Source organism: Rhizobium sp. R86522 (assembly GCF_042466255.1).
Lineage (GTDB): Bacteria > Pseudomonadota > Alphaproteobacteria > Rhizobiales > Rhizobiaceae > Allorhizobium.
This window is the reverse complement of sequence record NZ_JAXHBX010000001.1, coordinates 1669055-1694784: the sequence shown is the minus strand read 5'-3', so window position 1 is coordinate 1694784 and position 25730 is coordinate 1669055. Positions and strand designations below refer to the sequence as shown.

At 61.2% G+C, this 25730-nt stretch carries 24 protein-coding genes and 1 pseudogene; 12 read left to right on the top strand and 13 right to left on the bottom strand.

What is annotated here, in order from left to right; all coding sequences use genetic code 11:
• Positions 1-11: 11 nt before the first annotated feature.
• From SJY08_RS08030 to folE, 3 genes are all read right to left on the bottom strand, one after another.
• On the bottom strand, positions 12-968 hold the full coding sequence (locus SJY08_RS08030) for a patatin-like phospholipase family protein (RefSeq protein WP_054148037.1): 957 nt from the start codon (positions 966-968) through the stop codon (positions 12-14).
• Positions 969-1049: 81 nt separating this feature from the next.
• Complete coding sequence (gene hisI / locus SJY08_RS08025) at positions 1050-1502, bottom strand: phosphoribosyl-AMP cyclohydrolase (protein ID WP_377275252.1); 453 nt, start codon at positions 1500-1502, stop codon at positions 1050-1052.
• 14 nt (positions 1503-1516) lie between these two features.
• Positions 1517-2122, bottom strand: coding sequence for a GTP cyclohydrolase I FolE (gene folE, locus SJY08_RS08020; protein WP_054148039.1), 606 nt, complete (start codon positions 2120-2122; stop codon positions 1517-1519).
• A 270-nt stretch (positions 2123-2392) separates the two neighbouring features.
• Between folE and SJY08_RS08015 the strand changes: the two genes are divergently transcribed.
• From SJY08_RS08015 to SJY08_RS07995, 5 genes are all read left to right on the top strand, one after another.
• Positions 2393-2839 carry an iron-sulfur cluster assembly scaffold protein gene (locus SJY08_RS08015; RefSeq protein ID WP_054148040.1) on the top strand — a complete coding sequence of 149 codons (447 nt, stop codon included), beginning with the start codon at positions 2393-2395 and terminating at the stop codon, positions 2837-2839.
• 1 nt (position 2840) lies between these two features.
• Positions 2841-3209 (top strand): membrane protein insertion efficiency factor YidD, encoded by a 369-nt coding sequence (gene yidD / locus SJY08_RS08010; RefSeq protein WP_377275251.1) that lies wholly within the window; start codon positions 2841-2843, stop codon positions 3207-3209.
• Between the two features lie 66 nt (positions 3210-3275).
• Positions 3276-3704, top strand: coding sequence for a DUF2267 domain-containing protein (locus tag SJY08_RS08005; protein WP_377275250.1), 429 nt, complete (start codon positions 3276-3278; stop codon positions 3702-3704).
• A 116-nt stretch (positions 3705-3820) separates the two neighbouring features.
• Complete coding sequence (gene thrS, locus SJY08_RS08000) at positions 3821-5818, top strand: threonine--tRNA ligase (RefSeq protein ID WP_377275249.1); 1998 nt, start codon at positions 3821-3823, stop codon at positions 5816-5818.
• Between the two features lie 102 nt (positions 5819-5920).
• Positions 5921-6760 (top strand): lysophospholipid acyltransferase family protein, encoded by an 840-nt coding sequence (locus SJY08_RS07995; protein ID WP_377275248.1) that lies wholly within the window; start codon positions 5921-5923, stop codon positions 6758-6760.
• Positions 6761-6764: 4 nt separating this feature from the next.
• Here SJY08_RS07995 and SJY08_RS07990 read toward each other — a convergent pair whose 3' ends face one another.
• Positions 6765-7718 (bottom strand): hypothetical protein, encoded by a 954-nt coding sequence (locus SJY08_RS07990; protein WP_377275247.1) that lies wholly within the window; start codon positions 7716-7718, stop codon positions 6765-6767.
• Positions 7719-7828: 110 nt separating this feature from the next.
• Here SJY08_RS07990 and SJY08_RS07985 point away from each other — a divergent pair, with 110 nt between their 5' ends.
• The 3 genes from SJY08_RS07985 to SJY08_RS07975 all read left to right on the top strand — a co-directional run bounded on the left by SJY08_RS07985 (position 7829) and on the right by SJY08_RS07975 (position 10307).
• The gene (locus SJY08_RS07985) at positions 7829-8413 is read left to right on the top strand and encodes a nitroreductase (protein WP_377275246.1); all 585 of its coding nucleotides are present in this window, start codon (positions 7829-7831) and stop codon (positions 8411-8413) included.
• Complete coding sequence (locus SJY08_RS07980; protein ID WP_377275244.1) at positions 8413-9021, top strand: flavin reductase family protein; 609 nt, start codon at positions 8413-8415, stop codon at positions 9019-9021. Before SJY08_RS07985 ends, SJY08_RS07980 begins: the two co-directional genes overlap by 1 nt.
• Positions 9022-9167: 146 nt before the next feature.
• Positions 9168-10307 (top strand): DUF2336 domain-containing protein, encoded by a 1140-nt coding sequence (locus SJY08_RS07975; RefSeq protein WP_377278516.1) that lies wholly within the window; start codon positions 9168-9170, stop codon positions 10305-10307.
• Between the two features lie 4 nt (positions 10308-10311).
• Here the strand turns inward: SJY08_RS07975 and SJY08_RS07970 are convergent, their stop codons facing one another.
• From SJY08_RS07970 to parE, 3 genes are all read right to left on the bottom strand, one after another.
• On the bottom strand, positions 10312-10722 hold the full coding sequence (locus tag SJY08_RS07970; protein WP_377275243.1) for a hypothetical protein: 411 nt from the start codon (positions 10720-10722) through the stop codon (positions 10312-10314).
• 140 nt (positions 10723-10862) lie between these two features.
• Positions 10863-12101, bottom strand: coding sequence for an AI-2E family transporter (locus tag SJY08_RS07965; protein ID WP_150127393.1), 1239 nt, complete (start codon positions 12099-12101; stop codon positions 10863-10865).
• 58 nt (positions 12102-12159) lie between these two features.
• A complete protein-coding gene (gene parE, locus SJY08_RS07960) occupies positions 12160-14214 on the bottom strand; it encodes a DNA topoisomerase IV subunit B (RefSeq protein WP_054148136.1) in 2055 nt (684 codons plus the stop codon).
• A 217-nt stretch (positions 14215-14431) separates the two neighbouring features.
• Between parE and SJY08_RS07955 the strand changes: the two genes are divergently transcribed.
• The 4 genes and pseudogenes from SJY08_RS07955 to SJY08_RS07940 all read left to right on the top strand — a co-directional run bounded on the left by SJY08_RS07955 (position 14432) and on the right by SJY08_RS07940 (position 18478).
• On the top strand, positions 14432-15313 hold the full coding sequence (locus tag SJY08_RS07955; RefSeq protein ID WP_377275242.1) for an alpha/beta fold hydrolase: 882 nt from the start codon (positions 14432-14434) through the stop codon (positions 15311-15313).
• A gap of 143 nt (positions 15314-15456) precedes the next feature.
• Positions 15457-16227: a triose-phosphate isomerase gene (gene tpiA, locus SJY08_RS07950; protein WP_054148049.1), complete on the top strand. Its 771-nt coding sequence runs from the start codon at positions 15457-15459 to the stop codon at positions 16225-16227.
• Between the two features lie 108 nt (positions 16228-16335).
• Positions 16336-16704: pseudogene (gene secG / locus SJY08_RS07945) on the top strand (preprotein translocase subunit SecG); the annotation flags it as partial.
• Between the two features lie 136 nt (positions 16705-16840).
• Positions 16841-18478 (top strand): CTP synthase, encoded by a 1638-nt coding sequence (locus SJY08_RS07940; RefSeq protein WP_082347556.1) that lies wholly within the window; start codon positions 16841-16843, stop codon positions 18476-18478.
• An 87-nt stretch (positions 18479-18565) separates the two neighbouring features.
• On the opposite strand, the gene glp is transcribed toward SJY08_RS07940, so the two are convergent.
• The 6 genes from glp to gltA all read right to left on the bottom strand — a co-directional run bounded on the left by glp (position 18566) and on the right by gltA (position 25547).
• Positions 18566-19783: a gephyrin-like molybdotransferase Glp gene (gene glp, locus SJY08_RS07935; RefSeq protein WP_377278514.1), complete on the bottom strand. Its 1218-nt coding sequence runs from the start codon at positions 19781-19783 to the stop codon at positions 18566-18568.
• Positions 19780-20277, bottom strand: coding sequence for a cyclic pyranopterin monophosphate synthase MoaC (moaC, locus tag SJY08_RS07930; protein ID WP_069041429.1), 498 nt, complete (start codon positions 20275-20277; stop codon positions 19780-19782). The genes glp and moaC overlap by 4 nt, the downstream gene beginning before the upstream one ends.
• On the bottom strand, positions 20274-21089 hold the full coding sequence (trpC, locus tag SJY08_RS07925) for an indole-3-glycerol phosphate synthase TrpC (protein ID WP_054148054.1): 816 nt from the start codon (positions 21087-21089) through the stop codon (positions 20274-20276). Before trpC ends, moaC begins: the two co-directional genes overlap by 4 nt.
• A gap of 10 nt (positions 21090-21099) precedes the next feature.
• Complete coding sequence (gene trpD, locus SJY08_RS07920) at positions 21100-22122, bottom strand: anthranilate phosphoribosyltransferase (protein WP_377275241.1); 1023 nt, start codon at positions 22120-22122, stop codon at positions 21100-21102.
• A 25-nt stretch (positions 22123-22147) separates the two neighbouring features.
• Positions 22148-24037: a SurA N-terminal domain-containing protein gene (locus SJY08_RS07915; RefSeq protein ID WP_377275240.1), complete on the bottom strand. Its 1890-nt coding sequence runs from the start codon at positions 24035-24037 to the stop codon at positions 22148-22150.
• Positions 24038-24257: 220 nt separating this feature from the next.
• Complete coding sequence (gene gltA / locus SJY08_RS07910) at positions 24258-25547, bottom strand: citrate synthase (protein WP_054148057.1); 1290 nt, start codon at positions 25545-25547, stop codon at positions 24258-24260.
• Positions 25548-25730: the final 183 nt, after the last annotated feature.

The following is a 25730-nucleotide window of genomic DNA, read 5'->3' as shown; positions in this document are numbered from 1 at the left end:
AGACGCTGCGCCTAGCGGAGAACTGCTTCCTGCATGCGGCGGATTTCCGTCACGCGGGCCTTCGCTTCCTCATAGCCGCGATCGATCGCCTCGCCGGCCCGATGAAACTCGGAAAGACCGATGTCGTTCAGACGCGGATGCAGGGCGAGGTCCGGCGGGTCTCCGGCGAGGCGCGCCCGGGAAATGCGGTCCTGAATGATGTTGAAGGCCTGCACCATCACGCCGGTCAGGCCGACCTTGTTTGGTGCCCTGGCTGTTTCTGCGCTCGCCTTGTCCGGCGTTGAAGCCTTGTGCTTGACGACTGCGGACCGTCCGAAAACGTCGTAATGCAGATTGACCGCCATCACCAGCGGCTGCTCATAAGCCCTGCAGACGGACACAGGCACCGGATTGACAAGCGCGCCGTCGATCAGCGTTCGATTGTTGCAATGAATGGGTTCGAAAATGCCGGGCAGGGCGTAAGATGCCCGAAGCGCCGTGATCAGGCTGCCGCCGTCGATCCAGACTTCGTGGCCGCTGTTGAGCTCCGATGCGACCGCAACGAAGGGCTTCGGCAAATCCTCAACATTCAGGCCCTCGAGATGCTCCTGCATGCGCTTGGTCAGGCGCATGCCGCCGAGAAGCCCGCCGCCTCCGATGGTCAGGTCGAGCAGCGAGGCAATCCGGCGCATGGTCAGCGACCGGGCGAAGGCTTCCAGTTCGTCGAGTTTGCCAGCGAGGTAACAGCCGCCGACCAGGGCGCCGATCGAGGTGCCCGCGATCATGCCGACTTCGATGCCTTCCTCGTCGAGCGCTCTCAAGACGCCGATATGCGCCCAGCCGCGAGCCGCACCGCCGCCAAGGGCAAGCGCCACTTTAGCCTTTGCGCGTACCTCGGGAACGATCGGACCAGCCGGCGGCGTGCCGACGTCCTTGGACGGTTGCGAGACAGTCGCACCGCCGTTCGAAATCATGCTCCAGTTCAGCATCTCCGCTACCCCATAAGCTGAACACTCAGGGCTCCATTAGGACATCGTCTGCTTACGATTTCGTTATGCAGACGCCAGAGGTCAATGGCCGTAGACGTTATCCGGATCGAAGTGCCGGTGGTCGTCGGCAATCTTGAGAGACGGCTCGCCGTCAACGAGCTGGGCGGTCCGATAAAAGCAGGAGCGGCGTCCGGTATGGCAGGTCGCATCATGACCGGCGACCTCGACCTTCAGCCAGATCGCGTCCTGGTCGCAGTCGACCTTGATTTCCTTGACCGTCTGAAGGTTGCCGGAGCTCTCGCCCTTTTTCCAGATCTTCGCGCGTGAGCGGCTGTAATAGTGACCGATCCCGGTTTCGAGCGTCAGCGCGATGGCTTCGGCGTTCATATGCGCCACCATCAAAAGCTCGCCGTCCCGCGCATCCGTGACGACGGCGGTCACAAGCCCATGGTCATCGAACTTGGGGGTGAAGGCGAGACCCTCCTCGAGGATCTTCTTGTCTGCCGAGGGAGCGTCGAAAACGAAACCGGACATGGGCACTCGCGGTCTTAGCGGCTCCGAACCATGGACATGAAGCGTGCCTGTTCGGCCGCATTGTCCTTGAAGGCGCCGGTGAAGGTTGTGGTGAGCGTCGTGGAACCCGTCTTCTGGATCCCGCGCATGGCCATGCACATATGCTCGGCCTCGAGGAATACCGCAACCCCGCGTGGCAGCAGAGTCTCGTCAATCGCCTGGGCAATCTGTGCGGTCATGTTTTCCTGAGTCTGCAGGCGCTTGGCAAACACATCGACGATGCGCGCAATCTTCGAAAGGCCGAGTACGCGGCCGTTGGGGAGATAGGCGACATGCGCCTTGCCCATCACTGGCAGCATGTGGTGTTCGCAATGCGAAAAGAACGAGATATCCCGGACGAGCACCATGTCGTTATAGCCGCCGACCTCCTCGAAGGTCCGGCCGAGTACGTCCTCGATGTCAGCGCTGTAGCCGGAAAACAGCTCTTCATAGGCCTTTGCCACGCGTGCCGGCGTATCGAGCAGGCCCTCGCGTTCCGGGTCGTCACCTGCCCAGAGCAAAAGCGTGCGCACGGCCTGTTCGGCCTCTTCGCGCGTCGGCCGCGGGGCTTCGACGGACAGTTTCTTGACGATGGCATCCATGGCCTTGGTCTCCCGGTCCCGCGTGAGGCGAGCCGCTGGTTTGGCTTTGCCGGATTGTAAAGGCGTAATGCGGCTCATAATGCAAGTCCGTTATCGGTGTTTCAGCCGAGAAGATCGTTTCGTCCGTGGCCAGCCTGCGTTTGTCCTGCCTCTGTCAGTCCGATATAGTGTCCTTCGAGAACGACGAAAAGACGGCCGCTGCGACATGATGAAGGCTGCATTGCCAGAACTCCTTCCTATATACGGGAGAGGCGCTGAACCGGATTGACCATGGACGACATCTACAACACCAAGATCCTCGAATTTGCCGGAAACATCGGCCGCATTGGCGTGCTCGCCGAAGCGGATGCCGTTTCGGAAAAGCATTCCAAGCTCTGTGGCTCCAAGGTTCGCGTCTATCTTATGGTTCGCGACGGCGTGGTGACCGATTTCACCCATGAGGTGAAGGCCTGCGCATTGGGTCAGGCCTCGTCGGGAATCATGGCCCGCCATGTGGTCGGGGCGACATCGGCCGAACTGCGGCAGGCACGACTGGACATGCTGGCCATGTTGAAGGAAGACGGAGAGGGACCCTCGGGTCGCTTCGAGGACATGCGCTTCCTGAAGCCCGTAAAGGACTACAAGGCACGCCACGCCTCCACGATGCTCACTTTTGACGCAGTCGTCGACTGTCTGGACCGTCTCGAATCCCCGGCTGCGGCCGCCGAGGCCAGCTAACATGTGCAACAGCCCCGATTTCGGTCACCAGCCGGCGGGCGGTGGACTGAAGAGCCGCAATTGGCAGGGGCCGTTCCGCAAGACCCCGGGCCGGCTGCTCGGCATGGGCTTGATCCGCCTTTACCAGCTGACCTTGTCCAGCATTGTCGGCAGCTCATGCCGCCACATGCCAACCTGTTCCGAATATGGCTACGAGGCTGTCGCGCGCCACGGTCTCTGGCAGGGCGGATGGCTGACCTTGTTTCGCGTCGTCCGCTGCGGTCCCGGCGGAACCTGGGGACCGGATCCCGTGCCCGAGACTTTGGCTCAGCGTTACACCTGGTATGCGCCCTGGCGACTTTGGACCTTCGGCCGTAAACCGGCTCCGTGATCACAATTCGAAGGCGGCCGGACTTCGCCCTAGGATTGATATTCCGAATCGCTCGGGAGACAACGCATGCCCATGCCGCTCGAATATCGCCAGGCCTCCGCCGACTTCGATGCCTTCATGAAGGATCTGGTCGCGACCTCGATGCTCACATCGTCGCATCAGGCCTATACGATGTTGCAGGCTGTGCTGCAGGTCTTCCGGCGACGGCTGACCGCTGCTGAGGCCATATCCTTCGCAAGTGTGCTGCCGCCCGTCTTGCGCGCCATCTTCATCAGCGATTGGGATGTCGAGTCTCCAACGGTGCCCTTTGCTCAAAGGGATGCGTTGATGAAGGAAGTCCGCGCCTTCCGCCACGAACACAATCTGTCGACCGAAACCGCGATCGAAGAAGTAACTTCAACGATCAGGCGACATGTCGACCCTGCTGCCTTCGACCGGGTCATGAAGACCTTGTCCGACGAAGCCCGCGGCTTCTGGTCGATGGGATCGGCCTAGCAAGATCCTTTACTCATCAGCACTTTCAGCCTATCAAGCGCCGGTTCGTGGCGAGGTTTTAACCCCGCAATTTTCACCACCCGCATTCGTTGGCGGGACTGGATCAGGAGACGTTTATGTCCGCTTCCGTATCTCTCACTTTCCCCGATGGCTCTATCCGCGAATACGCAGCCGGCACGACCGGCGCTGAGGTCGCTGAGTCCATTTCCAAGTCGCTGGCAAAGAAGGCCGTCGCCATTGCGCTCGACGGCACCCTGCGCGACCTCTCGGACCCGATCGTTGATGGCAAGATCGAGATCGTCACCCGCACGGATCCGCGGGCACTGGAACTCATTCGCCATGACGCTGCCCATGTGATGGCCGAGGCCGTGCAGGAGCTCTGGCCCGGTACGCAGGTGACCATCGGGCCGGTGATCGAGAACGGCTTCTACTACGACTTCGCCAAGGCTGAGCCCTTTACGCCCGAGGATCTGCCGAAGATCGAAAAGCGGATGACGGAGATCATCCAGCGCAACAAGCCATTCACCAAGGAAATCTGGCCGCGCAACAAGGCCAAGGAAGTCTTTGCCTCCAAGGGCGAAAACTACAAGGTCGAGCTGGTCGATGCGATCCCGGAAGACCAGGATCTGAAGATCTACTATCAGGGCGACTGGTTCGATCTCTGCCGTGGGCCGCATATGGCGTCCACCGGGCAGATCGGTATGGCCTTCAAGCTGATGAAGGTCGCCGGAGCCTATTGGCGCGGCGACAGCAACAACGCCATGCTGAGCCGCATCTACGGAACGGCCTTTGCCGAACAGGAGCAGTTGGACAACTATCTGCATATCCTGGCCGAAGCCGAAAAGCGCGACCACCGCAAGCTTGGCCGTGAAATGGATCTCTTCCATTTCCAGGAAGAAGGCCCCGGCGTGGTCTTCTGGCACGGCAAGGGCTGGCGCATGTTCCAGACGCTGACCTCCTACATGCGCCGTCGACTCGATGGGACCTACCAGGAAGTCAACGCGCCGCAGATCCTCGACAAGTCGCTCTGGGAGACCTCGGGTCACTGGGGCTGGTACCAGGAGAACATGTTCGCCGTGAAGTCGGCGCATGCTTTCATGCATCCGGATGACGAGGAAGCCGACCAGAAGGTCTTCGCCCTGAAGCCGATGAACTGCCCGGGTCACGTGCAGATCTTCAAGCATGGCCTCAAATCCTATCGCGAGCTTCCCGTCCGCCTCGCCGAGTTCGGCACGGTTCATCGCTACGAAGCCTCCGGCGCCCTGCATGGCTTGATGCGCGTGCGTGGCTTCACCCAAGACGACGCCCATGTCTTCTGCACGGAAGAGCAGATGGCGGCCGAATGCCTGCGCATCAATGACCTGATTCTCTCGGTCTACGAGGATTTCGGCTTCGGCGAGATCGTCGTGAAGCTCTCGACCCGCCCGGAAAAGCGTGTCGGCTCCGACGAGCTCTGGGATCGCGCTGAAAGCGTCATGATGGACGTGCTGAAGCAGATCGAGGAACAGTCCGGCGGACGCATCAAGACCGGCATTCTGCCGGGCGAGGGCGCGTTCTACGGTCCGAAGTTCGAATACACCCTGCGCGATGCAATCGGCCGCGAATGGCAGTGCGGCACGACGCAGGTCGACTTCAATCTGCCGGAGCGCTTCGGTGCTTTCTATATCGACCAGAACTCGGAAAAGGTTCAGCCGGTCATGATCCATCGCGCCATCTGCGGTTCGATGGAGCGTTTCCTCGGCATCCTGATCGAGAACTTCGCCGGCCACATGCCGCTGTGGTTCGCACCGTTGCAGGTCGTCGTTGCGACAATCACCTCGGATGCCGACGACTACGGTCGTGAAGTGGCCGAGCAGCTCCGCGACGCGGGCCTGCAGGTCGAGACCGACTTCCGCAACGAGAAGATCAACTACAAGGTCCGCGAGCATTCCGTCACCAAGGTGCCGGTGATCATCGTCTGCGGCAAGCGCGAGGCGGAAGAAAAGACTGTCAACATCCGTCGTCTCGGTTCGCAGGAGCAGGTTGCGATGCCGCTCGTTGAGGCCGTCGCGGTGCTGGCAGGCGAGGCGACCCCGCCGGACGTTAAGCGCAAGCTGGCGAACCGTAAGGCCTAACCAAAATTGGCCGTCTGACAGTGTGTTGCCGCACTGTCAGACGGCTGTCATCGAAACGGCATATGACGGTCCGATGACTTTCCGTATCACCGGAGCCTTATCGTGAAGTTCAAAGAACTCTCTTATGCCAACGAGCGTGACCCGAAGCTCAAGCGCTGGTTCATACGCTCGATCGAAGGGCTTTCCGGTCGCGACCGTTTTACCCGGCTCTACGAGATCTGGCGCAACGATATCGTCGGCAAGACCGATCGCGTCTTCGGCAAGATGCTGGACCTGATCAATGTCGATCTGAAGGTCGAGGGTACTTGGCCGCCGGCGAACATTCCCGAAGGCCCTGTTGTCATCGTCGCCAACCATCCCTTCGGCATCGGCGATGGCATCGCGGTCCTCGCGCTGGCTGAACAGCTCGGCCGTCCGTTCCGCGTGCTTATCAACAACGAACTTCTGAAGGTGCCGGAAATGACGCCTTACTCGTTGCCCGTCTCCTTCGAGGAAACCAAGGAAGCGCTCGCCATCAACATGCAGACCCGGCACGAAGCTCTGCGTTTATTGAAAGAAGGCGTGACCGTCGTGATTTTTCCGGCAGGCGGCGTCGCGACCGCCCGGAAGGGTTTTGGCCGGGCGGAGGATCTGCCTTGGAAGATGTTTCCGGCCAAGCTCATCCAGGCTGCGAAGGCCAATGTCGTGCCGGTTTTCTTCGAAGGCCAGAACGGCCGCCTCTTTCATCTCGCCAGCAAGATCTCACTGACCTTGCGCGTGTCGCTGCTGATCCGCGAGTTCCGCCGTCTGTCCGGTTCGACGATTCGGGCGCGCGTCGGGGTGATGATTCCGTGGGAAGAGCTGAGCACGCATGCGGACCGCAAGGATCTCTTGGCGCGGCTTTTCGGCGCGGTTTTCAGCATGGCGCCCGTCGAACGAAGCAAGTTTCGCCGCGTCGCTTGAGGCGTCAGGGCTGGTCGAGCATCAGCTCGACATCCAGGTTGACCCCGGCCTTCACCTCGAAATCCCGCTGGAAGAGCTTGTCCTTGTTGCGGGCAACCGCCGTGTACTGGCCTTCCGCCAGCACCATCACCGGGAAGGCGCTGACGCTTTCCGCCACGATGTCGCCGCCTGATGTCAGGACGGACCAGGCGGTATCAGCAATCGCTTCCCCGCCTTCGTCAGAGACCAGCTTGAAGCCCACCTGAGAAGCGCGATGCTGGATCGTCGCTTCCGTCAGTTCGCCAGCTTCGACCGTGATGTCGGCGCGTACCACGGCGTTGATCGATCCGTATTCCGATACGACATGATAGGTTCCGGCGTTCAGGCGCACGATGGTGTTCGGCTTAACATCCGCAAGCACCAGGCCGCGCTCTCCGTCCTCGCGCACCTCGGAGGCGTAGATGTCGAAACTCAGCTGCTTGTCGGGAATATGGGTGTCGGCGCCAGAGATGGCACTTAGCGACATGCCGCCGGCATCAAGCACCAGAACCTGATTGGCGACTTCACCTTCGACCGGCACGTTGAGCTTCTTGGTAGCACCTGCACGCCCGAAGGATACGTTGACGAAATAGTCACCGGGCGCCAGCTGAAACGCAGCCGATCCACCTTCGGCACTGGCAAGCAAGGGCAGCTTGCCGTCGGCCCCGGGAATGGGGCTGAACACGCGCCAGGACAGCCCATGCTGCATCGGTTCGCCCTGGTCGGTCAGCTTGGCATCGAGCTTGACGCTGCGCCCTTGCGTCACATTGGCGATCGCGGCTGCACCCGGAGCCGAAAACGCCTTCAGCTTAGGCATCTTGGTCGAGCCGTTCAGCTGTTTGAAGGTCTCAAAGGCTTCCTGAGCAAAAGACGGCGACGCTGCCGCCGAGGCAACGAGTAGCCAGAGCAGCAGTCGGACAAGACCAGATTGGCGTGACATGCGATGCACTGTGTGTTGACTTCCTTCCCAATGCCGGCAACTTCAAACCGAACCGCATGGCAATTTCAAGACCTGCCGCTACCGTAAAGGCCTATGAAGGTATCAAGAAAATGAAAAAAGACATCAAGCTGCTCGATTATCTCGCAGTTCGCCGCTCCGTGCCCGCCTTTCAGATGTGCGAGCCGGGTCCGGACAAGGCGGAAATCGAGTTGATTCTGACGCTGGCGGTCCGCGTTCCCGATCACGGCAAGATCGCTCCCTGGCGCTTCATCGTCTACCGTGGCGAAGAACGCGTCCGCATCGGCGAAGAACTGCTGAAGATGGCAGTGGAAAAGAACCCTGGTCTTTCCGAGGAGATGATCCAGGTCGAACGCGCGCGTTTCACCCGGGCGCCGGTGGTCGTTGCTGTGATCTCGACGGCAGCCCCGCATGCGAAGATCCCGGAATGGGAGCAGGTCATGTCCGCCGGTGCCCTTTGCCTCAATCTGCTGATGGCGGCCAATGCCCATGGCTATGTATCGAACTGGCTCAGTGAATGGTTCGCCTTCGACGAGCGCGCCCATCCGCTTCTCGGCGTAAAGGCCGGTGAGAAGGTAGCCGGATTCATTCACATCGGCTCGACCGAGTTTCCGATCGTCGAGCGTCCGCGTCCGGCGGTGGAAGATCTTGTTTCCTGGCAGGGTGGCGAAGACTGATGTTCTATGACACCGAGACGAATGCCCATGGCATGGCACATGATCCCTTCAAGGCGATCGTGGCGCCGAGGCCCATCGGCTGGATCGGCACGAAGGGCAGGGACGGCATCCGCAATCTTTCCCCCTATTCCTTCTTCAACGCCGTCGGCGACAGACCGAAAATGGTCATGTTCTCGTCCAGCGGCCGCAAGGACAGCTTAAGGAACGTCGAGGAAACCGGCGTCTTCACGGCAAGCTTCGTGAGCCGGACGTTGATGGACCGGATGAACGAATTGTCGGCCGCCGTTGCCTATGAGACGGATGAATTCGAGCTGGCGGGTCTGACCCCCGCACCCGGGAGAATCGTCGACGCTCCCTTTGTCGGGGAAGCCGTCGCGGCGCTCGAATGCCGGGTGACCAAGGTTCTGACCTTGCCCGACATGGACGGGAATGACACCGACAGCCATGCCGTCTTCGGCCAGATCGTCGGCATCCATATTGCCGACGCGGTGATCCGGAACGGACAATTCGATCTGGCTGTTGCCGACCCGATCATGCGCCTTGGCTATATGGACTATGCCGGCATGGGGCCTGTCTTCGAACTCAAACGGCCGAGCCAGAGGACCTGACATGGCATCTCGACCCGGTCCACGCGGTGCTGAACCGGGTCGAGTGTTGTGGTTAATGAACGTGGTGAACGTTTCTTAAACACTTTGATCCTACTGTCAAAACACCGAATGCTTCGGGTTTGTACAGGTGGCGAGTGGGTTCGACTTTGATCGTTGCAGCTTTTCTCAGATGGGTCGAAACGGCAAAGACGCAGGATCGGGCGCGTGCAGCAAACGCGCTTGCTCGCGCCTATTTGAAGTCCGACATGGCCCCGGACGAGCGCCAGGCAGCTCAGATGGCGATGACCTATCTGCTCGACGACCCGGCACCACAGGTGCGGCTCGCGCTCGCCGATATTCTTGCCCCGGAAGAGCGGGCTCCACGGGCCTTGATGGTATCGCTGGCCGAGGATCAGCCGGAAATCGCTTCGGTCGTCATTCTGTGCTCGCCGGTTCTGTCAGATGCCGATCTGGTCGACATTGCCGGCCGTGGCACCGTCGAAACCCGTGCCCTGATTGCTGCTCGCAAGCAGGTCAGCGTTGGCGTGGCCGCAGCACTTGCTGAGATCGGCGATGCGGCCGAGCTTGAGGTCCTCCTGGAAAATCCCGGCGCCCGCATCACTGCCTTTACCCTGCGCCGCATTGCCGAGCGTCACGGCCACAGCGAACGAATCCGCGCCCTTCTTCTGGATCGTGACGATCTGACGAGTGGTGTGCGGCAACTCCTCGTCCAGTTCGTCACTGAAGCGCTCGCCGGCTCAGGTTTGGTGATCGGCGCCATCGGCAGTCGTCGCATCGAGCGAATCGCACGCGAAGCTGGCGACAGCGCCACCATCGCCCTGCTTGCCGACGTTCATGGCGACGAACTCGCGCGCCTGACGGAGCAGCTCCGGGTCGCAGGCCGGCTGACTCCCGCCTTCCTGATGCATGCGCTATGCGCTGGCCGGACCGACTTTTTCTCCTGCGCCATCGTTGCGATTTCCGGGCTCGACGAGCGCCGCGTGCGCTCTATCCTCGCAACCGGACGCTTCCACGCCGTGCGCGCACTCTTGGAATCCGCTGGTCTCGGCCGCGATGTCAGCCCGCTTTTCGTCGATGCCGTCATGCTGTGGCGCGGGCTCATCCAGTCGGCGAGCGGCTTCGACCTCGATCACATCGCCCATCGCCTTGTGCAGCGTTATCGCGGGGACAGCAATCTCACTGAACCCGCAAGTGTGCTCGTCGACATGATCGAGCGGCTCGCCATCGCGGAAGAACGTCGCCTGGCGCGGGATTATGCCTCCGGCTTCGCGCTCGCCGCCGCCTGACCCGTCACGGCACGATTTTCTTGGCGACCCATGAATAGCTTTCCGAGACAACGTGGATCGGCTTCTCGAAGATCATCTTGATCGCAGCCTTGCCGGGCAGGACTTCGCGGACCGCGTCGATCGCACGATCCTTTAGAGTACGCTCCTGTTCTGCTGTCGGCACCACAATAGCAGCACTGCTGTCCGTCTGCGGTGACTGCGCAGCCAGTGCCTCCATGATCTCTGGTGGAGGCGTCTGGCAGACGGCAACGGCCGTCGGATAGCCGATATTGGTATAGCGCCCCAGGACCTGTTCCGATGCAGCGTTGCACAGCTCGATGGAGACGAATTGCTCGACCGGCGTCTCGACGAACTCGCAATGGCTGACGCTGTCGTCGCAGCCAAGGATCGTCATCATGATCAGTGCAGTCTTCATCGCAGGGGGCTCCCGTCAGGGTCGTTGGCGGTCAGACGAAACAGAATGATTGGAGCCGAAGCAAGGCAGGATACCGTTGCTTCGTCGACGAAGGGCTTCAGGCGAGTACGGGCCGAAAACTCGTGCACCGGCAGATCCCGCTAGGCGATCGAAACCCGCGTGGCTTCACGGCCCGAATCGGTGAAGAGATCGAGTTCCCCTTGCTCGTCCACGGGAAGGACGTCGTCGGAGCGTTCGACCTCGCGGATCCACTCGCGCCAGATGGAGACAAGGAGCGCCATCAGCACCGGGCCGATGAACAGGCCGAGGAAGCCCATGGTTTTCACGCCGCCCACCAGGCCGAAGAAGGTCGGCAGGAACGGCAGCTTGATGGGACCTCCGACGAGGCGCGGACGGACGGTCTTGTCGACGATGAAGAGCTCGACCGAGCCCCAGACGAAAAGGGCAACGCCTTCGAACATGGAGCCGCTGGCGACGAGATAGATCGAAACCAGTGTGAACGAGAGCGGTGCGCCACCCGGAATGAGTGCCATGACGCCGGTGATCACGCCCAGGGTGACCGGGGAGGGCACGCCAGCGAGCCAATACGCGATGCCGAGAATGATGCCTTCGGCGATTGCGATCAGCGTCATGCCTGTGACAGTGGAACTGATCGTCGCGGGAACCACGCGTGAAATCCGTTCCCAGCGGTTGGGCAGAATGCGCTCGCCGAGCAGGTCGAGCTGGCGCGAGAAGTTGGCGCCATCGCGATAGACGAAGAAGAGGGCGATCAGCATGAACAGAAGCGTCAACACCAGATGGAAAAGACCATCTCCTGCGGCGATCACAGCCCGATAGATGTTGCCGATATTGGCACCACTCACCAGTTGGATGAGTTCGCCAATCGCACCTGGCTGCCCGATATGCTCGTTCCATTGCGCAACGAGCCAGTCACCGATGCGTGGCAGGGCCGCAATCCAGGCCGGAGGCGGGGCGCCGGTCTCGTTTGCCTGCACCGCCCAGCTGATCCACTGGCGTATCTCGTCAACCGCATAAGAAATCGCGATGCCGATCGGGATGATGAGGAAGGCCAAGATGGCGATGAGCGCGATCGTTGCGCCGATCGTCGTGTTGCCGCCGATGCGTTCAAGCAGCCGGCGGTAAAGCGGCCAGCTTGCAAAGGCGATGACGAGCGCGGCCATCACAGGCACGACGAAACCGTGGAAAAAGTAGATCGCGGCAATGCCGATCAGTACCAGCAGCCAGCGTGCGACGGAGATCGGTGTAATCAGGGCGATACGATTTGCCGTTGCCTGACCGAGCCAACGCGGCCCTTTCGACGGGGTCTGAATTTCAGCCTGACTCACGTTCTGGACTATCCCGTTAATGCTGCCCTGCATATGGCGCATTCTCGCGCTGGAAACAAGCGGCGGCCCCGGAAGTGATCGTCACTATGCCTCAGATGTCGAGGTTCTCGGCGAAGGCGGCGCGCTCCTGGATGAAGCGGAAGCGGGCCTCAGGCTTCGTTCCCATCAAGGCGTCTACCGCGTCCCGCGTGCCCTCGAAATCCACGTCATCGATGCCGACCCTGAGCAGCGTCCGCTTGCTCGGATCCATGGTCGTTTCCTTGAGCTGAGCCGGCATCATTTCGCCAAGGCCTTTGAAGCGTCCGATCTCGACCTTCTTGCCCTTGAATACGGTCTCCATCAACTCGGCCCGGTGGGCGTCGTCGCGGGCATAGACCGTCTTGGCGCCCTGGCGAATGACGTAAAGCGGGGGCACCGCGAGATAGAGATGGTTGCCGCGGATGAGTTCGGGCATTTCCTGATAGAAGAAGGTGATCAGCAGCGATGCGATATGTGCGCCGTCGACGTCAGCATCGGTCATCACGATGATGCGTTCGTAACGCAGGTCTTCGTCACGATACTTCGTCCGTGTGCCGCAGCCGAGCGCCTGGATCAGGTCAGCGATCTGTTGGTTGGCCATCAGCTTTTCGCGGCTCGCCGACCCGACGTTCAGGATCTTGCCACGCAGCGGCAGGATCGCCTGATTGGAGCGGTTGCGCGCCTGCTTGGCCGAGCCACCAGCCGAGTCACCCTCGACGATGAAGAGTTCGGCGCCTTCGGCCGTGTTTTGTGAGCAGTCGGCAAGCTTGCCCGGCAGACGCAGTTTGCGCACGGCCGTCTTGCGATTGACTTCCTTTTCCTTGCGGCGGCGCAATCGCTCTTCCGCGCGCTCGATCACCCAGTCCAGCAGTTTGGCCGCTTCGTTGGGATTGTCGGCGAGATAATGGTCGAAGGGGTCGCGCAGCACGTTTTCGACAAGACGCTGGGCCTCGACGGTCGCGAGCTTGTCTTTGGTCTGGCCGACGAACTCAGGCTCACGGATGAAAACCGACAGCATGCCGACAGCAGATATCATCACGTCGTCGGTGGTGATTTCCTTGGCGCGCTTGTTTTGCGTCAGTTCAGCATAGTTCTTCAAGCCCTTGGTCAGCGCAATGCGCAGACCGGCTTCATGGGTGCCGCCTTCAGGCGTCGGGATGGTGTTGCAATAGGAATGCAGAGCCGGGTCACCGCCATACCAGGTGACCGCCCATTCCATCGCACCATGGCCGCCGGTCTTCTCGGTCTTGCCGGCGAAGATCTCGCGGGTGACGGTGAAGTCCTTGCCGAGCGTCGCGGCAAGATAGTCCTTCAGGCCACCGGGGAAGTGGAAGACGGCCTTCTCCGGGATGTCGCCACCCTCGGGCACCATGCCCGGATCGCAGGACCAGCGGATCTCGACGCCGCCGAACAGATAGGCCTTCGACCGGGCCATGCGGAAGATCCGGCCCGGATCGAACTTTGCATGATCGCCGAAGATCTGCGGATCGGGGTGAAAGCGTACCCGCGTGCCGCGCCGGTTGTGCACTTCGCCCAGTTCTTCAAGCCCGCCCTGCGGCACGCCGCGCGAAAAGGTCTGGCGATAGAGCTTGCGGTTGCGGGCGACTTCGACCTCGAGCAGGTCGGACAGCGCGTTGACGACGGAGACACCGACGCCGTGCAGACCACCTGAAGTCTCATAAGCCTTGCCGTCGAATTTGCCGCCGGCATGCAGCTTGGTCATGATCACTTCAAGCGTCGATTTGCCCGGCACCTGCGGATGCAGTTCGACCGGGATACCACGTCCATTGTCCGTGACCGTCAGAAAGCCCTGGGTATCCAGATGCACGTCGATGAAGTTGGCGTGTCCTGCAACCGCTTCGTCCATCGAGTTGTCGATGACTTCGGCAAACAGGTGATGCAGCGCCTTTTCGTCCGTGCCGCCGATATACATCCCCGGACGCATGCGCACCGGCTCGAGGCCTTCGAGAACGCGAATGGAGGACGCGCCATATTCCTCAGGTCCCGCCGTCGAAGCAGGGGCCGCCGGTCGCGCGGCAGGCGTAGGGGTCGGTGTCGGCGTCGTTACGGTTTCCGCCTCGACCTTCTGAGCGAGCGGCATGCCGGAAAAGAGATCGTTGTCGTCCATGGCGTCGTTCGATACTCTGTTGCTGTTCGATGCCGGCTTCGCGGCACCTTCATAAAGCCGCCGCATCAGGCCAGTCGCATCTGCGAATTGGTCGGATTGTGCCAGATAGGCAGGGCAGGCGCGAAGGGCCATAGAGCCGGCGCATGTTGAATTCGGGCCAGCTTTGCGTGGCGCATTTCGCGAAGGCAAGCGTGAGCCGAGAGGAAACCCATCTTCCATGCAGATGTCCACAGCTCATTTCCGCACTGCGGCGATTTCCTGCGTTCTCTTTCCGTTTCTGTTCCTGTCGAGTGCCAGAGCCGAGACCATCGCACCATTCAAGGATGAGCTGTTTTCAAGCCAGACGGTGCTGGAAACTGGAGACGGCGGCGATTTCACCCGCATCGATTATGATGAGATGCGCGACATCAACGGTCGCGACAGCATCCCTGAGCGTCGCGTGAAGGATCGCTATGTGTCGCTGAAGGTTCGACGGGTCCAGGAGAACCAGACACTGCAGCTCCCGACCGGGCCGATGGAGGTCGGACGGGTCGGCCGTGATCAGGGCCAGGCCTTCACCGTGATCTTCATTCACGGCAGGGGCGGGGACAGACGCCTTGGGCTGAACGACATCAGCTTCGGTGGCAATTTCAATCGCCTGAAGAACCTCGCCGCCGAAAACGGCGGCACCTATTACGCGCCTTCGGTGAGAAGCTTCGACGACAAGGGCGTCAGCGAGATCGCGTCCCTTGTTGCCTACGCCTCGGCTCAATCCGGTGGCAAGCCGGTGGTTCTGGCTTGTGCATCCATGGGCAGCTTCATCTGCTCGGGCCTGTCGCGGGACCCGGCAACCGTGGCGAAGCTCTCAGGCATGGCGATCCTCGGCGGTGCGCCGGATCCGGCACTGCCGAAGAGTGCCGCAGCCAAGGCCAGGCTGCCGATCTGGTTCACCCATGGCAGCCGCGACAGTGTCTACGCGGCCGAAGGCCAGGTTTCTATCTTCAGGAAGCTCCGCGCAGCCGGTCAGCCGGTACGCTTCACTCTGTTCGAGACCGGATCGCACGGGACGCCGGTACGTATGTCGGATTGGCGTGCCCTTCTCAATTGGCTGATCCGCTAACGGGTTGGTCTGCCGGTTATCCGGGCGGCCGAGGTTCACATTTTCACCATGTCGCCCGATAAACGGGCCAATCGGATAGCGCAATCTTTTCTTCTGGGCTCAGATTTGCTACTTCGCACAAGCGAAATAGGGGTTGAGACGATATGACACCGGATGTTCGCCCGCTTGTTGCGGGCAATTGGAAAATGAATGGCACGCGAGCCTCGCTCGATCAGATCAAGGCGATTGCTGAAGGTGTCCAGGGACCGCTGTCCGAGAAGGTCGAATGCCTGATCTGCCCGCCGGCAACCCTGCTTTATGTCGCGACCGCGCTGTGTACCGACAGCCCGCTTCAGATCGGCGCCCAGGATTGCCATCAGAATGCGTCGGGGGCCCATACGGGCGATCTCTCGGCCGAGATGATCGCTGACTGCTTTGGCACGCATGTCATCGTCGGCCACTCCGAGCGCCGCACCGACCACGCCGAAACCGATCACCTGGTGCGCGCCAAGGCGGAAGCCGCCTTTGCGGCGGACCTGACAGCCGTGATCTGCATTGGCGAGACGGCAGACGAGCGCAAGTCCGGTCAGACACTCGACATACTTAAGCGTCAGCTTGCCGGCTCCGTCCCGGATGGCGCGACGGCAGAACGCACCGTTATCGCCTATGAGCCGGTATGGGCGATCGGGACCGGCCTGACGCCGACCGTTGCGGACGTGGCGGAAGCGCATGCTTTCCTGCGTGCCGAACTGGTCAAGCGCTTCGGCGACGTGGGCAAGAAGATGCGCCTTCTCTATGGCGGCTCGGTCAAGCCTTCGAATGCGAAGGAACTGATGGCGGTCGACAATGTCGATGGTGCCCTGATCGGTGGTGCGAGCTTGAAGGCAGCCGATTTCCTCGCCATATACCAGGTCTATGAGGAACTCACCGCCTGAGGGGCAAAGCCCCGAAATGCGGAAGAGGGGCTTTCAATGCCCGTTCCTCTCATGTAAAGAGCCGCCAACCTCATTGATTTTGCCCTTATCGGGCAGGATGGACATTCCATGCAGACCGTATTGCTCGTTATCTATCTCATGGTCGTCGTCGCCCTGATCGGCGTCGTCCTTATCCAGCGCTCCGAAGGCGGTGGCCTCGGCATCGGCGGCGGCTCGGGCTTCATGTCGGCACGCGGCACGGCCAATGCGCTGACGCGCACCACGGCGATCCTAGCGACCCTGTTCTTCGTGATCTCGCTGGCGCTCGGTATTCTGGCCCGCCATGAGTCGCGTCCGACCGATATCCTCGACCGCATCCCGGCGGGCAACGGTACGACCCAGGGCGGCGGCAGTGTGCTCGACCAGCTTCCGGGCACGGCACCGGCTCAGCCGACGCCTGCAGCGCCTGCAGCAGACCCCAACGCCGTTCCGAACAACTGATCGGAACGACTTCCATCACTCCGGCGGGCTCCAGGGTCCGCCGGTTTTCTTTTGTCCATATTCCGCCATTTCCACGAAAAATGTGGGACAAACCCGATTAGGGCTGGCGGAATCGAATCTGAAACGGTATCCGGTGAAGCCCATGGCGCGATATGTATTCATCACTGGCGGCGTGGTTTCCTCTCTTGGCAAAGGAATTGCGGCCGCGGCACTCGGAGCATTGTTGCAGGCACGCGGTTACCGCGTACGTTTGCGCAAGCTGGACCCCTACTTGAACGTTGACCCGGGCACCATGAGCCCGACTCAACACGGCGAAGTCTTCGTCACCGACGACGGTGCCGAGACCGACCTCGATCTCGGTCACTATGAGCGCTTCACGGGGCGGTCGGCCACCAAGACCGACAACATCACCACCGGTCGCATTTACAAGAACATCATCGACAAGGAACGTCGCGGCGACTATCTCGGCGCAACCGTTCAGGTCATTCCGCACGTCACCAACGAGATCAAGGATTTCGTCATTGAAGGCAATGACGAATACGATTTCGTCATCTGCGAGATCGGCGGCACTGTCGGCGACATCGAAGCCATGCCCTTCATGGAAGCGATCCGCCAGCTCGGCAACGACCTGCCACGCGGCACGGCCGTCTATGTCCACCTGACCCTGATGCCCTACATTCCGGCGGCCGGCGAACTGAAGACCAAGCCGACCCAGCACTCCGTCAAGGAACTGCAGGCGCTGGGTATCCATCCGGACATTCTGCTGGTCCGTGCCGACCGTGAGATCCCGCAGGCCGAGCGCCGCAAGCTGTCGCTGTTCTGCAACGTGCGTGAAAGTGCCGTGATCCAGGCGCTTGACGTCGCCAACATCTATGATGTCCCGATGGCCTACCACAAGGAAGGCCTCGACAACGAGGTTTTGGCCGCCTTCGGCATCGAGCCGGCGCCGAAGCCGCGTCTGGATGCCTGGGAAGAGGTCTGCAACCGCATCCGCACGCCGGAAGGCGAAGTGACGATCGCGATCGTTGGCAAGTACACCGGCCTCAAGGACGCATACAAGTCGCTGATTGAAGCGCTTTATCACGGTGGCATCGCCAACCGGGTGAAGGTGAAGCTCGAATGGATCGAGTCGGAAATCTTCGAAAAGGAAGATCCGTCGCCGTGGCTTGAAAAGGTCAACGGTATCCTCGTGCCCGGCGGCTTCGGCGAGCGCGGTTCGGAAGGCAAAATCCTCGCGGCCCAATTCGCCCGCGAGCGCAAGGTGCCCTATTTCGGTATCTGCTTCGGCATGCAGATGGCCGTCGTTGAAGCGGCCCGTCATCTTGCCGGAATCGAGAACGCGTCCTCGACCGAATTCGGCAAGACCGAAGAGCCGGTCGTCGGCCTGATGACCGAATGGATGAAGGGCAACGAGCTCGAAAAACGTTCGGCTGTCGGTGATCTCGGTGGGACCATGCGTCTCGGCGCCTACAAGGCCTCGCTGAAGAAGGGCACCAAGATCTCCGAGATCTATGGCTCCCAGGATATCTCCGAGCGTCATCGCCACCGCTACGAAGTCAATGTCGACTACAAGGACCGGCTGGAAGCCTGCGGTCTGGTCTTCTCCGGCATGTCGCCGGACGGTCTGCTGCCGGAAACCGTCGAATATCCTGACCATCCCTGGTTCATCGGCGTTCAGTACCATCCGGAACTGAAGTCGCGCCCGCTCGACCCGCACCCGCTGTTTGCGAGCTTCATCGGTGCGGCGCTGGAGCAGAGCCGACTGGTCTGAGGCGGCCGACGATAAACAAATGCAAAGACCCGGCCTCGTGCCGGGTCTTCTGCTTTCAATCGCGTTCTAGAGGGGTGTGTGGTGCGCTCAGGGTCGGAGCAGCATAACCGGGACAGTCTCACCCGCTTCAGCAGCCGCCGCATGCGGTGGCCTTACGATCAGGCAGTCCGACTGCGAGAAGATCCGCATCATCGAGCTGTCCTGCTTGCCGAAGCTCTCGACCAAAGGCAGTTCGCCGTCTCGGTCTGTTAGCTTCGCCCGCACATAGTCCTGCCGCTTGTCATTGGCCGGCAGGGCATTGCGCAGCGTCGCCGAGGCCATCCGCCGGGGGGACTGCCGATGTCCGAGATGGCACAGCAGAGGCTCCAGAAACAAAAGCCCACAGACGAGGCTGGAGACCGGATTGCCGGGAAGTCCCAGGACCTGCATCGCGCCCAGCCGGCCGACCATCAGCGGCTTGCCTGGCCGCATGGCGATCCGCCAGAAGTTGAGTTCCATGCCAGCGGAGACGAGCGTCGATTGCACAAGGTCATGATCGCCGACTGAGGCCCCTCCCAGGGTGACGAGGACATCGACACCGCTGGCGCGCGCTCGCTCGATCGCCTCAAGCAACAGGCCCCGGTTGTCGGCGACGATGCCGAGATCGATGACCTCGGCGCCATTGTCGCGGGCAAGTGCAGCAATGCCAAACGTGTTGGAGCCGATGATCTGGCTTGGGCCGGGGGACGTCCCCGGAGACACCAGTTCGTCACCCGTGGCAAGGATTGCGACGCGCGGGCGACGAAAGACGGGAAGCGTCGCATGGTTCATCGCAGCCGCGAGCGTCAGATGGCTGAAATCGAGGCTTAGGCCCGCAGACAGCGCGACGTCACCCTCGGCAAAATCCTGTCCACGTGGTCTGATATGTCGCCCTTTGGTCACGGCGAAATTGCTTCGGATGCGACCGCCCTCAAGCTTTTCGGCATCCTCCTGAAGAAGAATACTGTCGGCAGCAGCAGGGACGGGGGCCCCGGTAAAGATGCGCACGGCTTCGCCTGAAGCGACGGTTCCAGAGTATCCATGCCCGGCTGCCGATTCGCCGATGACCGTGAGGATGGACCCGACTTGGGTGGCGTCTGCAGCGCGCAGCGCATAGCCGTCCATGGCCGAGGCATCGAAGGGGGGCTGGGTGAGGCGGGCCGCCAGATCGGCCGCAAGCACCCGACCATTGGCCTCATGCAGCGAAACCTGCTGTGTATCGGTCATAGGTCGCGCTGCGGCCAGAAGCCGCGAGAGCGCTTCCTCGACCGGCAGCAGCGACATCAGCTCCGCTCCGGGTGGCGAAAATCGCCCGATTTGCCGCCGCTCTTTTCCATCACGCGGATCCCACCGATTTCCATCGTCTTGTCCACGGCCTTGGCCATGTCGTAGATCGTCAGGCATGTCACGGAAACGGCGGTTAACGCCTCCATCTCGACTCCGGTCTTGCCGGTCAGCTTGACGGTCGCCGCGACGCGCAGGCCCGGCAGATTCGAGTCCTCCTCGATATCGACAGTCACCTTGGATAGCATCAGCGGATGACAAAGCGGAATGAGATTGCTCGTCTGTTTGGCCGCCATGATGCCAGCAATGCGGGCGGTGCCGATCACATCGCCCTTCTTGGCATTGCCCTCGCGTATCGTTGAAAGCGTCTCCGGCTTCATCTTCACGAAGCCTTCGGCGACCGCGATTCGAACCGTGTCATCCTTGGCCGAGACGTCCACCATATGCGCCTCGCCGGAGGCGCCGATATGGGTGAGACCACCGGCGGCGGCCGTCATTCCGCAGCCAGCGCGCCGGTCTTGCCGGTCAAAAGCATGTGTGTTGCCTCGGCAACATCGTCCTTGCGCATCAGGCTCTCGCCGACGAGGAAAGTCGTGATACCCGATTTCTGCAGCCGCTGGCAGTCTTCATAGGTGAAGATGCCGCTCTCGCCGACCAGGAGCCGATCGGGCGGCACCATGGCAGCAAGGTCTTCGCTGACCGTGAGGCTGACGTCGAAGGTCCGCAGATTGCGGTTGTTGATGCCGACGAGAGGCGACTTGAGTTTCAGCGCACGTTCCATTTCCTCGGCATCGTGCACTTCGATCAGTACATCCATACCGAGGTCGAAGGCGACGCTTTCCAGTTCCGCGGCCTCTGTATCAGACAGCGAGGCCATGATCAGCAGGATGCAGTCGCCGCCCCAGGCACGGGCCTCGTAGACCTGATAGGCGTCGAACATGAAATCCTTGCGCAGCGCCGGCAGCGAGCAGGCCTTGCGAGCGGCCGTCAGGTATTCGGGCGCCCCTTGAAAGCTCGGCATATCCGTGAGCACGGACAGGCATGCGGCTCCACCGGCTTCGTAGGCTGCCGCCAATGCAGGCGGATCGAAATCGGGGCGGATGAGACCCTTGGAGGGGCTCGCCTTCTTGATCTCGGCGATGAGGCCGAACCGGCCTTCGTCCCGAGCGCTGAGAAGCGAACGGTAAAAGCCGCGCGGCGCGTCTTGGCTCGCGATCCGGTCCATGAGTTCCGACAGCGAGACGGCAGCCTTGGCGGCCGCGATTTCTTCCCGCTTGTAGGTTTCGATGCGCTTCAGGATATCGGTCATGGTCTGAAGTTTACTCTTGAGCGGCAGAATTGGAAATGGCGATCAGCGTTTCGAGTGCCCGTGCTGCACTGCCGGTGTCCAGCGACTGGCTGGCGAGATGCATGCCCTCGGTCACGTCCTTGGCCTTGCCAGCAACGATCAGCGAGGCTGCGGCATTGCAGAGTGCCACGTCGCGATAGGCAGTCTTGGCGCCACCCAGCACGTCGCGCAGTGCAGCTGCGTTGACAGTTCCATCGCCACCCCTGATCGCATCGAGAGAAACGGTTTCCACGCCAAAATCAGCCGGTGTCAGCTCGAAGGTCCGGATTTCGCCGTCCTTCAGCTCGGCCACCTGGCTCGGGCCGGTGGTGGTGATTTCGTCGAGCCCACTGCCGTGCACGACCCAGGCACTGGTGAGGCCTAGATCGCGCAAGGCTTCCGCCCCGGGAACGAGCCATTCCGGCGAGTAGACGCCGAAGAGCTGCTTCTTGACGCGGGCAGGGCTCGAAAGCGGCCCTACGATGTTGAAGATGGTCCGTGCCCCGAGTTCCACGCGGGCGGGGCCCACATGCCGCATGGCCGGATGATGCAGCTGCGCAAACATGAAGCCGATCCCTGCCTCGCGGATGCAGCGCGAGATCATGTCCGGTTCGATATCGAGCTTGACGCCAAGCTGCGACAGCGCATCGGCCGTGCCTGACTTCGAGCTCAGCGCCCGATTGCCATGCTTCGCAACCGGGACACCCGCGCCTGCAACGATCAGGGCGGCCAGCGTCGAGATGTTGTAGGTGTTGGTCCCGTCACCGCCCGTGCCGACGATGTCAATGGCATCTTCGGGAGCATCCACCGGCACCATCTTCTGGCGCATGATCGACACGGCACCGGCAATTTCGTCGACGGTTTCGCCGCGGACCCGAAGCCCCATCAGGAAGCCGCCGACCTGCGCCATGCTGGCTTCGCCCGACATCAGAATTTCGAAGGCGTCGCTCGCCTCCTGCCGCGAAAGCGGCTGGCGCGTTGCGATCTTGGCGATGAAGGGCTTCAACCCGGACATTTGCAACTCCCCCTTTGGCCGACGGTTATCGGACGATGGCCTGCTGAGCCAGCGCCTGATTGATCGTCACGCCATATTCCGACTGCAGCTGACCCACCATCTGGTCGAGGATGTCGTCGCCTGCGGAGTTCGCGACCTGAGCGATCTGCTCGTCCTCATTGAGCGGCACGCCGCCCGTAGGCTGGTCGCGAACGGCCGTGACCGTCAGCAGGATCTGTGTGGAGGGATCGGCACCAGAGGCAGTCGAGACCGTGCCCTGCGGGCCAGAGAAGGCGGCCGTGATTGCCGTTGCGCCAAGAACTGCGTCTTCGGTGCGGCGGGTGATGCCGGCCTTGCTTTCAACTGCAAGCGCCAGTTCGGCCGCGACCTCTTCCAGATTGCCGCCGTCTGCGATCCGCTGGCGCAGGCTCTCCGCCTTCGCACCGAGTGCGATGCGCTGCTGTTCTGCGGTCCAGTCGGCGATGGCCTTCTCGCGCACTTCGGCCAGTTCGCGCTCGCGCTCTGCCTTGATGTCGGTGACATCGAACCAGATGAAGCCGTTGCTGCCCAGGGTAACCGGCAAGGCTTCGACACCGATTTCGGTACTGAAAACGTCTGCGAGCAGTTTGTCCCGTTCAGGGATACCGGCAACTTCCGTCTCGCGACTGTCGAGCCCGCGGCGGTCGATATCGGTGACAGTCACTGTCTGAAGCTGCAATTGGTCGGCTGCTTCCTTGAGCGTCGAGCCGCCGGCCCGCAGATCTTCGAACTGGTCGTGGACAGCCGTGAGGTCGGCGATCGCGGCCTGTTCGGCCAGCGCTTCGCGGATCTCTTCCCTGACCTCGTCGAGGCTCTGTGTGCGGCCTTCCTTGATGTTGGTGACGCGCAGGATGACCGGGCCGAACGCACCGTCGACGACACCAGTCGTGCCGCCCTCGGCCGTCACGGCAAAGGCTGCCTCGGCAAGGGTCGGATCAGGCAGGCGATCGCGGGTGAAGTCGCCGAGCAGCACGTCGCCGGCAGTCTTGCCCTGATCCGTGACAAGCTGGTCGAAGCTCGTGCCCTTCTGCAGTTCTTCAAGCGCTGCTTCCGCCATTTCGCGGTTTTCGAAACTCAACTGCTCGATCGTGCGTGTCCCGGCGATCTCGTAGGAAGCTTTGCGGCGCTCGTAGTCTTCGCGGATCTGTTCGTCGGTGATGGAGGCCGTGTCGGCAATGTCGGAGGGTTCCAGCTTCACATAGTTGAAGCTGCGATATTCCGGTGCGCGGTAACCGGACTTCGTCGTCTCGAACCAGGCTGCCAGGGTCGCATCATCGGGTGCCTTGATGAGCTCGATGTTGGCGTTGGTCAGCAGGATGTAATTGATGTCGCGGTTTTCGTAGCGATAGGCCTTGATCGCGTCGATCAACACCTTCGGCGCAACGAAGCCGTCAGCGGTCGCGTCGACGATCTGGCTGCGGATGGCGACCTTTGAGCGCTCCTCGATATAGTCGTCTTCGCGAAGACCTGCATTGCGCAGCCGCGAGGAGAAGAGCGCACGATCGAAATTTCCGCCAGAGTTCTTGAAGGCCGGATCATCGGCAATCAGCTGCGCCAGGCGGTCCTGAGACAGGCCGAGGTTCATGTCTGCGGCCAACTGGTCCAGCGCAGCACCTGCGGCAAGCTGCGAGAACACCTGGGATTCGATACCGAAGGCGCGCGCCTGTTCGGTCGTGAGCTGCATCCCGAACCGGTTGCTCATGTCCGTCACCTGCCGCTGATAGGCGAAGGCGAAGTCGGCAGACGACACTGACTGGTCACCAACGGCGACGACGGTGTCGGACGTATTGCTGAACAGCGAGGCCGACACACCCCAGACGCCGAAGGAGAGGACGAGCAGGAGAAGCAAGATCTTGGCAAACAGGGTTTGGGAAGCTTTTCTCAAGAAGACGAGCATCGGGACGCATAAACCTCATTGTAAATCTTCGTCCGGGACGAAGCAGGTTGACTTCCTTAGAACAAAGCTCCGGGGAATTGAAGGCATCCGACGGCGAAATGCGCGACCATCACGGGGAGTTTGATTCTTGCCTGCGATCCGGGACGCAATCGGCCCTCGTCAAAACGAAAGAAGGCCGGACAAAGCCGGCCTTCTCGATACTTCAAGATAGACGAATGTCTCAGCGCTCCGAGAGCGCCTTGTAATCGCGCTTCGGCTCACCGGTATAGAGCTGACGCGGACGGCCGATGCGCTGCTGCGGATCCTCGATCATCTCGTTCCACTGCGCGATCCAGCCGACGGTGCGGGCAAGCGCGAAGAGAACGGTGAACATGGTCGTCGGGAAGCCGAGCGCACGCAGCGTGATGCCCGAATAGAAGTCGACGTTCGGGTAGAGCTTCTTGTCGATGAAGTAGGGGTCGTTGAGCGCGATCTTCTCGAGCTCGAGTGCCACCTTCATTAGCGGGTCGTCGGCATGGCCGGTCGCTTCGAGGACCTCGTACATGGTCTTCTGCATGATCTTGGCGCGCGGGTCGTAGTTCTTGTAGACCCGGTGGCCGAAGCCCATCAGACGGAACGGATCGTTCTTGTCCTTGGCCTTGGCGATGTATTCCGGAATGCGGTCGACCGAGCCGATTTCCTGCAGCATGTTGAGGGCAGCCTCGTTGGCGCCGCCATGGGCAGGGCCCCAAAGGCACGCGATACCGGCTGCGATGCAGGCGAACGGATTGGCGCCTGAAGAGCCGGCGAGACGCACGGTCGATGTCGAGGCGTTCTGCTCGTGATCGGCATGCAGGATGAAGATGCGGTCCATGGCGCGCGCCAGAACCGGGTTCACCTGATACTCTTCACAGGGCACGGCAAAGCACATGCGAAGGAAGTTCGACGCGTAATCGAGATCGTTCTTCGGGTAAACGAAGGGCTGGCCGACGTGATACTTGTAGGCCATGGCCGCGATCGTCGGCATCTTGGCGATCATGCGCAGCGAGGCGACCATGCGCTGATGCGGATCGGTGATGTCGGTCGAGTCGTGATAGAAGGCGGAGAGCGCGCCGACCGTACCGACCATGACCGCCATCGGATGGGCGTCACGGCGATACCCGGAGAAGAACTTGCTCATCTGCTCGTGCACCATGGTGTGGTGCGTCACGCGATAGTCGAAGTCCTTCTTCTGCGCAGCTGTCGGCAGTTCTCCGTAGAGCAGCAGGTAGCAGACCTCGAGGAAGTCGCCCTTTTCAGCAAGCTGTTCGATCGGGTAGCCGCGATGCAGCAGCGTGCCTTCGTCGCCATCGATATAGGTGATCTTGGATTCGCAGGATGCCGTGGACGTAAAGCCCGGATCGTAGGTAAACGTACCCGTGTGCTTGTAAAGGGCGCCGATGTCGATGACATCTGGGCCGATCGTGCCGGCCTTGACGCTCAGGTCGACCGTCTTGTCACCGAGTTTCAAAGAAGCGCTTTTGTCCGTCATGCTGATCCTCCGGAATTGGCGGGAAGGCGTCTTGAAAAAGCCGCCATCGGTTAAGCGTGTGATGTAGCTATATGATACCGAAGTTAATGCCAAGCTATCCAAAGGGCAAATTGTGCGTCGCGAAAACAGCAACAATCGAACCGAACGGTTCTAATCGTTTGAAGCCTGGATAGGCGGCGAAAA

Coding starts and splice junctions, on each gene's coding strand:
- SJY08_RS08030 (WP_054148037.1), bottom strand. CDS start 968: ATGCTGAACTGGAGCATGATTTCGAACGGCGGTGCGACTGTCTCGCAA.
- hisI (WP_377275252.1), bottom strand. CDS start 1,502: ATGTCCGGTTTCGTTTTCGACGCTCCCTCGGCAGACAAGAAGATCCTC.
- folE (WP_054148039.1), bottom strand. CDS start 2,122: ATGGATGCCATCGTCAAGAAACTGTCCGTCGAAGCCCCGCGGCCGACG.
- SJY08_RS08015 (WP_054148040.1), top strand. CDS start 2,393: ATGGACGACATCTACAACACCAAGATCCTCGAATTTGCCGGAAACATC.
- yidD (WP_377275251.1), top strand. CDS start 2,841: ATGTGCAACAGCCCCGATTTCGGTCACCAGCCGGCGGGCGGTGGACTG.
- SJY08_RS08005 (WP_377275250.1), top strand. CDS start 3,276: ATGCCCATGCCGCTCGAATATCGCCAGGCCTCCGCCGACTTCGATGCC.
- thrS (WP_377275249.1), top strand. CDS start 3,821: ATGTCCGCTTCCGTATCTCTCACTTTCCCCGATGGCTCTATCCGCGAA.
- SJY08_RS07990 (WP_377275247.1), bottom strand. CDS start 7,718: ATGTCACGCCAATCTGGTCTTGTCCGACTGCTGCTCTGGCTACTCGTT.
- SJY08_RS07985 (WP_377275246.1), top strand. CDS start 7,829: ATGAAAAAAGACATCAAGCTGCTCGATTATCTCGCAGTTCGCCGCTCC.
- SJY08_RS07980 (WP_377275244.1), top strand. CDS start 8,413: ATGTTCTATGACACCGAGACGAATGCCCATGGCATGGCACATGATCCC.
- SJY08_RS07970 (WP_377275243.1), bottom strand. CDS start 10,722: ATGAAGACTGCACTGATCATGATGACGATCCTTGGCTGCGACGACAGC.
- SJY08_RS07965 (WP_150127393.1), bottom strand. CDS start 12,101: ATGCAGGGCAGCATTAACGGGATAGTCCAGAACGTGAGTCAGGCTGAA.
- parE (WP_054148136.1), bottom strand. CDS start 14,214: ATGGACGACAACGATCTCTTTTCCGGCATGCCGCTCGCTCAGAAGGTC.
- SJY08_RS07955 (WP_377275242.1), top strand. CDS start 14,432: ATGCAGATGTCCACAGCTCATTTCCGCACTGCGGCGATTTCCTGCGTT.
- tpiA (WP_054148049.1), top strand. CDS start 15,457: ATGACACCGGATGTTCGCCCGCTTGTTGCGGGCAATTGGAAAATGAAT.
- moaC (WP_069041429.1), bottom strand. CDS start 20,277: ATGACGGCCGCCGCCGGTGGTCTCACCCATATCGGCGCCTCCGGCGAG.
- trpC (WP_054148054.1), bottom strand. CDS start 21,089: ATGACCGATATCCTGAAGCGCATCGAAACCTACAAGCGGGAAGAAATC.
- trpD (WP_377275241.1), bottom strand. CDS start 22,122: ATGTCCGGGTTGAAGCCCTTCATCGCCAAGATCGCAACGCGCCAGCCG.
- SJY08_RS07915 (WP_377275240.1), bottom strand. CDS start 24,037: ATGCTCGTCTTCTTGAGAAAAGCTTCCCAAACCCTGTTTGCCAAGATC.
- gltA (WP_054148057.1), bottom strand. CDS start 25,547: ATGACGGACAAAAGCGCTTCTTTGAAACTCGGTGACAAGACGGTCGAC.